Annotated in this window: 3 protein-coding genes; all 3 read left to right on the top strand. The window is 72.3% G+C overall.

All coding sequences use genetic code 11. The annotated features are described in order from the left end of the window. On the top strand, positions 1 to 2008 hold a 2008-nt coding region (locus KUTG_RS60630; protein WP_232240629.1), incomplete at its 5' end, for a non-ribosomal peptide synthetase. Next, positions 2005 to 9612, top strand: a complete 7608-nt coding sequence (locus KUTG_RS03335; RefSeq protein ID WP_052393846.1) for a non-ribosomal peptide synthetase — start codon at positions 2005 to 2007, stop codon at positions 9610 to 9612. The genes KUTG_RS60630 and KUTG_RS03335, both read left to right, overlap by 4 nt. Continuing rightward, positions 9606 to 11313: condensation domain-containing protein (locus tag KUTG_RS52825; protein ID WP_232240628.1), on the top strand; the 1708-nt coding region annotated here is incomplete at its 3' end. The genes KUTG_RS03335 and KUTG_RS52825, both read left to right, overlap by 7 nt.

Genomic DNA, 11313 nt, shown 5'->3' with positions numbered 1-11313 from the left:
CGGTGTGACCGCCGTGCCGCTCCAGACGGGCGCTGCCGGCGCCAAGGTCGACCTCGACCTCAACGTCGGCGAGACCTTCGACGCGGCCGGCGAACCGGCCGGCGTGCGGGGCACGCTGATCGCCGCCGCCGACCTGTTCGAGCCGGCGTCCGCCGAGCGGCTGGCGCAGCGGTTCGTCCGAGCGCTCGAATCCGTCACGGCGGATCCTGGCGTCCGCCTCGGCGACGTCGACGTGCTGGCCGAGGACGAGCGACGCACGATGCTGGTCGACTGGACCGACACCCTGGTGGAGGTGGACGGGGCCACCCTGCCCGAGCTGTTCGCCGCGCAGGTGGCCAGCATGCCCGACCGCGCTGCCGTGGTCAGCGGGGACACCGAGCTGACCTACGCCGAGCTGGACGCGCGATCCGACCGGTTCGCCGCCGCGCTCGCCGGCTGGGGCGTCGGTCCGGAATCGGTCGTCGCGGTGGTGATGCCCCGTTCGATCGACCAGATCGCCGCCCTGCTGGGCATCAGCAAGGCCGGTGGCGCGTATCTGCCGATCGACCCGGAATACCCGGCCGAGCGGATCGCGTTCCTGCTGGCCGATTCCGGCGCGGTCGGCGTGGTGACGTCGACGGCGAGCGAGCCGGTCACGACCCTGCCGCTGCTGCGTGCGGAAGCGTTGGCGGACGGCGACTTCACGCCACGGCCGGTGCTGCCGGCGCATCCCGCGTACGTCATCTACACCTCGGGCTCCACCGGAACCCCGAAGGGCGTGGTCGTCACGCACGTCGGGTTGGAGAGCCTGATCGCCGCCCAGGGCGACCGGTTCGCCATCGGCGCGGAGAGCCGGGTGCTCCAGTTCGCGTCCATCGGCTTCGACGCGGCCTCCGCCGAGATCTGGGTGACGCTGTGCGGCGGGGCCACCCTGGTCCTGGCGTCCGCGGCCGAACTGCTGCCGGGCGCGGCTCTCAGCGAGGTGGTGTCCCGGCACCAGGTCACGCACGTGACGCTGCCGCCGGCGGTGCTCGGCGCGATGGCGCCGGACGACCTGAAATCGATCACCACGCTGGTGTCCGCCGGCGAGGCGCTGCCGGGCGAGGTGCTGGCCCGCTGGTCGCCGGGCCGCACCTTCGTCAACGCGTACGGGCCGACCGAGAACACGGTCTGCGCCACCATGTCCGAGCCGCTCGGGCCCGACGACGAGCCCGTCATCGGCGCCCCGATCAGCAACACCCGGGTCTACGTGCTGGACGAGTGGCTCACACCCGTGCCGCCCGGTGTGGCCGGCGAGGTGTATCTCGTCGGGCTGGGGCTGGCCCGGGGCTACGCCGGTCGGGCGGGCCTGACCGCGGAGCGGTTCGTCGCCTGTCCGTTCGGCGGCCGGATGTACCGGACCGGCGACCGGGCCAAGTGGACGGCCGACGGCCGGCTGGTCTTCGGCGGTCGCGCCGACGACCAGGTCAAGCTGCGCGGGTTCCGGATCGAGCCCGGAGAGATCGCGGCCGTCCTGTCGGCGCACACCGATGTGGCGCAGGCGGCGGTCGTTCTCCGCGAGGACCGACTCGTCGCCTACGTCGTGCCGGCGACCGTGGATCCGGTGGCGCTGCGGCAGTTCGCGGCCGCGCGGCTGCCGGAGCACATGGTGCCGTCGGCCGTCGTCACGCTCGACGAGTTGCCGCTGACCGCGCACGGCAAGCTCGACCGCCGGGCTCTGCCCGAGCCGGAACGGGTGACCGGCGTCGGCCGTGGGCCGTCCACGCCCGAGGAGGAACTGCTCTGCCAGGCGTTCGCCGAGGTCCTCGGCCTCGACGGCGTCGGCGTGGACGACGACTTCTTCGACCTCGGCGGCCACTCGCTGCTCGCGGTCCAGTTGGTGAACCGGATTCGCGCCCTCCTCGACGTGGAGGTGGAGATCGCGACGGTGTTCGACACACCGACCGTCGCCGGCCTCGCGCCCCGCGTCGGCGAGCGCAAACCCGCGCGGCCGGGCGTCCGGCTGATGCGCAGGCAGGAGCAGTCGTGACGGACCCGTTGTCGTTCGCCCAGCGCCGGCTGTGGTTCATCCACCAGCTGGACGGGCCGAACTCGGGGTACAACAACCCGATCGTCCTGAAGCTGACGGGCCCGCTGGACCAGGCCGCGGTGGGCGCGGCACTACGGGACGTGCTCTCGCGCCACGAGTCGCTGCGCACGATGTTCCCGGAGGTCGACGGAGAGCCGTACCAGCGGGTCCTGGCGGTTGACGAGCTGACCTGGGACCTGCGTGTGTCGGTGCCCGCCGACGTCGCCGCGGCGGTGCGGGAGGCCGTGGCATGCACGTTCGACCTCGCCGCGGAGATCCCGATCCGGGCGTGGCTGTTCGAGGTCGGTCCTGAGGACCACGTGCTCGTGCTGGTGGTGCACCACATCGCCAGCGACGGCTGGTCGATGGCGCCGCTTGGACGGGACCTCGCCCAGGCGTACGCGGCGCGGCGTGCCGGCCAGGAACCGGACTGGGGCGAGCTTCCCGTGCAGTATCGGGATTACGCGCGGTGGCAGCACAAGCTACTCGGCGACGACTCCGATCCGGACAGTCTGCTGAGCCGGCAGGTCGGCTACTGGCGGCATGCGCTGGCCGGCGCGCCGGAGGAGCTGACGCTGCCGGCGGATCGACCTCGTCCCCACACCACGAGCTACGAGGGTGTGCGGGCGGCGCTGGACGTGCCGGCTCACGTGCACGGGCTGGTGCGCGACGTGGCCCGGGCGGCGCGGGCGACACCGTTCATGGTTTTGCAGGCGGCGTTCGCGGTCCTGCTGCGGCGGCTCGGCGCCGGCACTGACATCCCGATCGGGGCCTCGGTCGCCGGTCGCACCGACGACGACCTGCGCGATCTGGTCGGTTTTTTCGTCAACACGCTGGTGATCCGCGCCGACCTGGCCGGGGACCCCGAATTCCGGGACGTCGTGGCTCGGGTGCGGGCGACCGCGTTGGCCGCGCTGGCCAACCAGGACGTGCCGTTCGAGAAGCTGGTGGGGGACCTCGCACCGAGCCGGTCGCTGTCCCGGCACCCGTTGTTCCAGGTCATGCTGACCGTGCAGAACACCGCCCGCGGCACGCTCGAGCTGCCCGATGTCCAGGTCGACGCGATGACTGCTGGCCTGGCCGCGGCGAAGTTCGACCTCGACGTGAACCTCGGCGAGGTGTTCGACGAGACCGGTGCGCCGGCCGGCCTGCGGGGCGTGCTGATCGCCGCGGCGGACCTGTTCGACCAGGAAACCGTCGACCGCATCGCGCGACAGTTCGTGCGGGTGCTGGAAACCGCGGTCGCGGACCCGACCATGCGCGTCGACGACGTCGATGTGCTCGACGACGACGAACGCCGCCGCATCCTGATCGAGTGGAACGACGCCGACCATGCGGTGCGCGATCGATCCGTGCCGGAGTCGGTCGCGGCAGTCGGGCCCGACACCAGGCTGTACGTGCTCGATGAACGCCTTCGGCCGGTCCCACCCGGTGTGGTCGGCGAGCTGTACCTGGCCGCCGCGGTGCTCGGTCCTGGCCTGCCGGCCGAGCGGTTCGTGGCCTGTCCGTTCGGCGGCCGGATGTACCGCTCCGGCACCAGGGCCCGGTGGACGAATGACGGCTCGGTGCTGCTCGCCGACGACCGAGTCGAGATCCGCGGCGAGCTCGACCATCCGGTGTCCGCCACCAGCACGCGTGGGCGGACGTCGGTGCGCGAGGAGCTGCTCCGCGGTGTGTTCGCGGAGATCCTCGGCCTGGAGACGGTCGGTGTCGACGACAGCTTCTTCGACCTCGGCGGCTACTCGCTGTCCGCGGTCCGGCTGGCCAGCCGGATCCGGGCGGTGCTCGGCCTGGAGGTCCGCCTGCGGACGCTGTTCGACGCCCCGTCCGTCGCGCAGCTGGTGACGCGGTTGGAGGACGAGGATCAGGCTCGGGCGGCGCTTGTGCCGTGGCAGCGCCCCGAGCGGATCCCGCTGTCCTTCGCGCAGCGCCGGCTGTGGTTCCTGGCCCAGATCGAGGGCGCGAACTCCACCTACAACGTGCCGCGCGTGCTACGGCTGACCGGCGAGTTGGACCGGGCGGCCCTGGCCCAGGCGCTACGGGACGTGCTGATCCGACACGAGTCGCTGCGCACGATCTTCGCCGCGGCGGACGGCGAGCCGTGCCAACGCATCGTCGACATCGACGACCTGGACTGGGAACCGGCGGTCGTCGACTCGCCGCCCGATCTGACTGCGGCCGCGGCCGACTGCGCCAACCACGCCTTCGAGCTCGCCGCGGAGCTCCCGATCCGGGCGTGGTTGTTCGTCGTCGGCCCCGCGGAGCACGTGCTCGTGCTGGTGGTGCACCACATCGCCACTGACGGCTGGTCGATGGCGCCGCTGACGCAGGACATCGCCACCGCGTACACGGCGCGGGCCGGCGGAGCGGAGCCGCAATGGCGGCCACTGCCCGTTCAGTACGCGGACTACGCGCTGTGGCAGCGGAATCTGCTCGGCGACGAGTCCGATCCGGACAGTCTGATGGCCAAGCAGGTCGCCTACTGGCGCGAGGCCCTGTCCGGCACCCCGGCCGAGCTGACGCTGCCGACCGACCATCCCCGCCCCACGACCGCCACCCACCGCGGCATCGCGGTCCCGCTGGAACTGGCTCCGGACCTGCACCGCCGGCTGCTCGCGGTGGCACGGGCCCGGGGCGTGACGGTGTTCATGCTGTTGCAGGCGTCGCTGGCGATCCTGCTGTCGCGGTTGGGCGCGGGCCTGGACATCCCGATCGGCTCCGGGGTGGCCGGCCGGACCGACGAGGCCCTCGACGACGTGGTCGGGTTTTTCGTCAACACGCTGGTCGTGCGCACCGACCTCACCGGGGACCCGACCTTCGTGGACGTGCTGGCACGGGTCCGCGAGACCAGCTTGGCCGGCCTGGCCAACCAGGACGTGCCGTTCGAGCGGCTGGTGGAGGAGCTCGCGCCGACCCGATCGCTGGCTCGGAACCCGCTGTTCCAGGTGATGTTGACGGTGCAGAACGCCACCCGCGCCACGGTGCTGCCCGAGTTGCCGGGCGTGCGGGCCGAGACCATGCCGGCCGGTCTGACCCCGGCGAAGGTCGATCTGGAGATCAGCCTGGGCGAGGTCCTGGGCGACGACGGTGCGCCGGCCGGCCTGCGCGGTGCTCTGGTCGGTGCGGCCGACCTGTTCGAGCCGGCGTCGGTCGACCGCGTCGCCGAGCGGTTCGTGCGGCTGGTCGACGCCCTGACGGCGGCCCCGGAGACCCGCCTAAGCGAGGTCGACGTGCTGGCCACCGCCGAGCGCGACCGGGTGGTCCAAGGCTGGAACGACACCACCGCCGAGGTGCCCGCGTCGACGCTGCCGGAGATGTTCGCCGCGCAGGTCGCACGTACGCCGGATGCGGTCGCCGTGGCGTTCGAGGACGTCGAGCTGACGTATCGGCAGCTGCGCGGTCGGGTGGACCGCATGGCTCGTCGGCTGACAGCCCTCGGCGTCGGGCCGGAGTCGGTCGTGGCGGTGGTCCTGCCGCGATCCGCGGAGCTGGTGGTGACGCTGCTGGCGATCGTGACGGCCGGGGGAGCGTATCTGCCGATCGATCCGGGCTATCCCGTGGACCGCGTCGCGCTGATGGCCGTCGACGCTGAGGCCCTCTGCGTGGTGACGGACGGGGAGACCGGGCTGGGCATTCCGCATGTCCGGCCGGACGAGCCGGGGGATGGGCCGGCGCCGGTCGGCCCGCGGCCGGACAACCCGGCGTACGTGATCTACACGTCAGGCTCGACGGGCCGTCCGAAAGGCGTGGTGAGCACGCATCGGGGCATCGTCAACCGGTTGGTGTGGATGCGGCGGCGGTACGGGCTCGGTTCGGGGGACCGGGTGCTGCAGAAGACGCCGTACGGCTTCGACGTGTCGGTGTGGGAGTTCTTCGCCCCGCTGCTGTTCGGCGCCACCCTGGTGGTGGCGCGGCCGGAGGGCCACAAGGATCCGGGCTACCTGGCCACGCTGATCCGGGATCGTCGCATTACGACGGCGCATTTTGTGCCGTCGATGCTGGAGGCGTTCCTGCGCGAGCCGACGGCCGGTGACTGTGTCGACCTGCGGCGCGTGATCTGTAGCGGCGAGGCGCTGCCGTTGCCGGCGCAGCAACGGTTCTTCGAGGTGTTCGGCGACGTCGAGCTGCACAACCTGTACGGCCCGACCGAGGCGTCCGTCGAGGTGACGGCGTGGCAGTGCGAGCCGTCGCAACGGTGCGGGTCGGTGCCGATTGGCGCGCCCATCGCGAACACCCGGATGTACGTGCTGGATGCGAATCTCCAGCCGGTGGCGCCCGGGGTGGTCGGTGAGCTGTACATCGCCGGGGTGCAGCTGGCCCGGGGTTACATCAGTCGGCCGGGGTTGACGGCGGAGCGGTTCGTCGCGTGTCCGTTCGGCGGCCGCATGTATCGCACGGGTGACCGTGGCAAGTGGACGGATGAGGGTCAGTTGATCTTCGCCGGGCGGGCCGACGACCAGGTGAAGATCCGGGGGTTCCGGATCGAGCCGGGCGAGGTGCAGGCCGTGGTCGGCGCGCACCCGGGCGTCGCGCAGGCCGCGGTGGTCGTGCGGGACGAGCGGCTGGTGGCTTACGTGGTCGCCGGCGGCCTCGATGCCGAGGAGCTGCGCCGGCACGTCGCCGAACGCTTGCCGGAGCACATGGTGCCGGCGGCGATCGTCTTCCTCGACGAGCTGCCCGTGACGACGAACGGCAAGCTGGATCGCAGGGCGCTCCCGATGCCGGATTACGCCGCCCTGGCCGGCGGTCGCGGTCCTGGCACGGTGACGGAGGAGATCCTGTGCGGCGCGTTCGCGGAGATCCTCGGCCTGGACGGTGTCGGCGTCGATGACGACTTCTTCGCGCTCGGTGGGCATTCGCTGCTGGCGGTGCGGCTGACCAGTCGCGTCCGGGCCGTTCTTGGGGTGGAACTGCCGCTGCGCACGCTGTTCGAGGCGCCGACGGTTGCCGCGCTGGCACTCCGGCTCACCGAGGCCGCGCCGGGGCGGGTGCCCCTGTCGCCGCGGGAACGGCCGGAGCTGGTTCCGTTGTCCTTCGCGCAGCGTCGCCTGTGGTTCATCGGCCAGCTGGACGGCCCGAGCCCCACCTACAACGTCCCGATCGTGCTGCGGCTGTTCGGCGCTGTGGACGCCGACGCCCTGGGCGACGCGCTGCGGGATGTGCTGTGCCGGCACGAGGCCCTGCGCACGGTGTTCCCCGTGGTCGACGGCGAGCCGCACCAGCGGATCGTCGAGGACTTCACGTGGCGGTTGACCACGGCCACCATCGCGCCGGAGGCCATCGACAGCGTCGTCGCGGATGTCGCGGGTGCGGCGTTCGACCTCGCGGTCGACCTGCCGCTGCGGGCATGGCTGTTCACCACCGGCCCCGACCAGCACGTGTTCGTGCTCGTGGCGCACCACATTGCCAGCGACGGGTGGTCCCTCGGCCAGCTCACCCGGGACATCTCCGTCGCCTACGAGGCCCGCCGCGCCGGCGTTCCGCCGCTGTGGTCGGCGTTGCCCGTCCAGTACGCGGACTACGCGCTGTGGCAACGGGAACTGCTCGGTGACGAGTCCGATCCGGACAGCCTGCTGAGCCGGCAGGTCGGGCACTGGCGACAGGCGCTGACCGGCGCGCCGGAGGAGCTGGCGCTGCCGATCGACCGGCCCCGGCCGCCGGTCGCCGGCCACCGCGGCGTCCGGGTCGGCGTGGAGATCCCGGTCGAGCTGCACCAGCGGCTGGCCGAGGTGGCGCGGGCCGAGGGCGCGACGCTGTTCATGGTGCTGCAGACCGCGCTGTCGGTGCTGCTGAACAAATTCGGCGCCGGCGACGACATCCCCGTCGGCGCGGCCGTCGCGGGCCGCACCGATGTCGCCCTGGACGACCTGGTCGGCTTTTTCGTCAACACGCTCGTGCTGCGCACCGACCTGTCCGGCGACCCGACGTTCCGCGAGGTCCTGGCCCGCGTCCGCGAGACGAGCCTGGCCGCCTTCGGCAACCAGGACGTGCCGTTCGAGCGGCTGGTGGAGGAGCTGGCGCCGGCCCGGTCGCTGTCCCGGCACCCGCTGTTCCAGGTGATGCTCACCTTGCAGAACAACGGCGGCCGCGCGGTGGCCCTGGACGGCCTGCGGGTCGAGGGCATGCGTGGCGGCGTGCCGGCGGCGAAGTTCGACCTGGACTTCAACGTCGCCGAACGTCTCGACGCGGACGGTGCGCCGGCGGGTGTGCGCGGCACGTTGACCGCCGCGGCGGACCTGTTCGACCAGGCGACGGTCGAACGGATGGTCAGCCGGCTGCTGGTCGTGCTGACGGCGCTGGCCGAGGACCCGCTGACCCGCTTGAGCCAGGTCGACGTGCTGTCGGCCGAGGAGCGGCAGGACGTCCTGGTGGGCTGGAACGACACCGCCGCCGGCCTTGCGCCCTCCGTTCCGGAGCTGTTCGCCGCGACCGTGGCCACGATGCCGGACGCCATCGCGTTGGTGCACGGCGACGTCCGACTGACTTACCGCGAACTCGCCGCCAGGTCGGCAGCCCTGGCCGGTCGGTTGGACATCGAGCCGGACGACATCGTGGCGCTGTGCCTGGGCCGGGGCGTCGACATGATCATCGCGATCCTCGCCGTGTGGCAGGCCGGCGGGGCGTACCTGCCGATCGATCCGGAACTGCCGACCGACCGCATCGACTTCATGCTCGCGGACTCCGGCGCCCGCCTCGTGGTGCGATCCATCGAGGGCGACCCGGCGCCGGCCTCTCCCGCTGTGCCCGAGCGCGGGCAACTCGCGTACGTGATCTACACGTCCGGGTCGACCGGCCGGCCGAAGGGCGTCGCCGTCACGCACGGGTCGCTCGCCAACTACGTGGCCTCGGTGTCGGAACGCCTGCGGCTCGGCCGCGCGGGCGACCGCTACGCGCTGCTTCAGGCCCAGGTCACGGATCTGGGCAACACCATGGTGTTCACCAGCCTCACCACCGGCGGGCAGCTGCACATCCTCGACGCCGACGTGGTGACCGACCCGAGGGCGCTCGCGGAATACCTTGCGGCGGAACGCATCGACCACCTCAAGGCGGTTCCGTCCCACCTGATGGCGCTGACCGCGCACGACATGGCCGGCATGCTCCCCGCAGGCTCGCTCGTGCTCGGCGGCGAGGCCGCTCCCGTCGACTGGGTGCGTGAGCTGGTCACCGTGGCCGGCGATCGACCGGTGTTCAACCACTACGGGCCCACCGAGACCACGATCGGCGTCGCTACCACGCGCCTCGACGGTGACGGGATCGTCCCGATCGGCACGCCGATCGCCAACACCCGGTGCTACGTCCTGGACACCAGGCTGGGCCTGGTGCCGCCGGGCGTCACCGGCGAACTGTACGTGGCCGGCGCGGGGCTCGCTCGTGGCTATGTGGGCCGGCGCGGGCTGACGGCGGAACGCTTCGTGGCCAACCCGTTCGAGGTCGGCGAGCGCATGTACCGCACCGGCGACCGGGTCCGCTGGACCTCCTCCCAGGCTGGTCTTCGCCGGCCGCGCCGACGACCGGGCTCTCAAAGGCCTTCCGCGTCGAACCCGGCGAGATCCGGGCCGTGTTGACGGCGCACCCGGACGTCACGCAGGCCGCCGTGATCGCGCGGGACGGCCGGCTTTTCGGGTATGTGGTGTCGGACCGGGACATCGCCGCCGCCGTGACCCGGTTCGCCGCCGAGCGCCTGCCGGAGCACATGGTGCCGACGGTGGTCGTGCTGGACGCGTTGCCGTTGACCGGCAACGGAAAGCTCGACCGGGCGGCGCTGCCGGCGCCGAACCGGATCGGCCGCGCGGCCTCGTCGGTGCGGGAGGAACTGCTCTGCGGCGTCTTCGCGGAGATCCTCGGCCTGGCATCCGTCGGCGTGGACGACGACTTCTTCGCCCTGGGCGGGCATTCGCTGCTGGCGATGCGCCTGTCCAGCCGGGTCCGCACGGTGCTCGGCGTCGAACTCCCGCTGCGGTTGTTGTTCGAGGCGCCGACCGTCGCCGGGCTGGCCGTGCGGTTGGCCGACACCGGGCACACCCGGCCGGCGCTCGTGCGCGCCGAGCGACCCGAGCGGCTGCCGCTGTCCTTCGCCCAACGGCGATTGTGGTTCATCGGCCAGCTCGACGGCGCCGATCCCACCTACAACATCCCGATCGTGCTGCGGCTGACCGGAGATCTCGACCGGCACGCGCTCGCCGCCGCCCTGCGGGACGTGCTCGGCCGGCACGAGGTGCTGCGCACCGTGTTCCCGGCCCTGGACGGCGAGCCCTACCAACGGATCCTCGATCTGGACGAGACCGGTTGGGAGCTGACGGTTCGGGCCGTGGAGGACGTCGCGGCCGCGGTGGCCGAGGCTGCTGGACACGCCTTCGACCTCGCCGCGGAACCGCCGATGCGGGCCTGGCTGTTCGACACCGGCGCCGACCATGTGCTGGTGCTGGTCGTGCACCACATCGCGGGCGACGGCTGGTCCTCGGGCCCACTGGCACGAGACGTCTCCACCGCCTACGAGGCCCGCCGTTCCGGCCATGCGCCGTCCTGGCCCGAGCTGCCCGTCCAGTACGCGGACTACACGCTGTGGCAGCGGAAACTCCTCGACGAGGGCGGCTTGCTGCAGCAGCAGGTCGAGTACTGGCGGCAGGCATTGGCCGGTGCGCCGGAGGAGCTGGCGCTGCCCGCCGACCACGCCCGTCCGGCGGTGGGCAGCCATCAGGGCTTCGCCAGCCGGTTCGAGATCCCGGCCGAGGTGCACACGCGGCTGTCCGAGCTGGCTCGGGCGGAGGGCGTGACCCTGTTCATGGTCGTGCAGGCAGCGGCGGCGATCCTGTTGTCCCGGTTGGGGGCCGGCACGGACATCCCGATCGGCTCCGTGGTGGCCGGCCGCACCGACGAGGCGCTCGACGACGTGATCGGCTTCTTCGTCAACACCCTCGTCGTGCGGACCGATCTCACGGGCGACCCGACCTTCGCCGAGGTGCTGGCCCGGGTGCGGGAGACCAGCCTCGGCGCGCTGGCCAACCAGGACGTGCCGTTCGAACGGCTGGTGGAGGAGCTCGCGCCGGCCCGGTCGATGGCCCGCAACCCGCTGTTCCAGGTGATGCTGACGGTCCAGAACACCGCCCGCGTCACGGTGTCGACCCGGCTGCCGGGCGTGCGCGCCGAGAGCCGGCCGACCGGGCTCACGCCGGCGAAGGTCGACCTGGAGGTGAGCCTCGGCGAGATCAAGGACGACATCGGCGCGCCGGCCGGCCTGCGAGGCACCGTGGTCGGCGCGGCCGACC

The sequence above is a fragment of the Kutzneria sp. 744 genome (assembly GCF_000568255.1).
Taxonomy (GTDB): Bacteria; Actinomycetota; Actinomycetes; order Mycobacteriales; family Pseudonocardiaceae; genus Kutzneria.
This window is presented reverse-complemented; position numbering and strand designations above follow the sequence as displayed.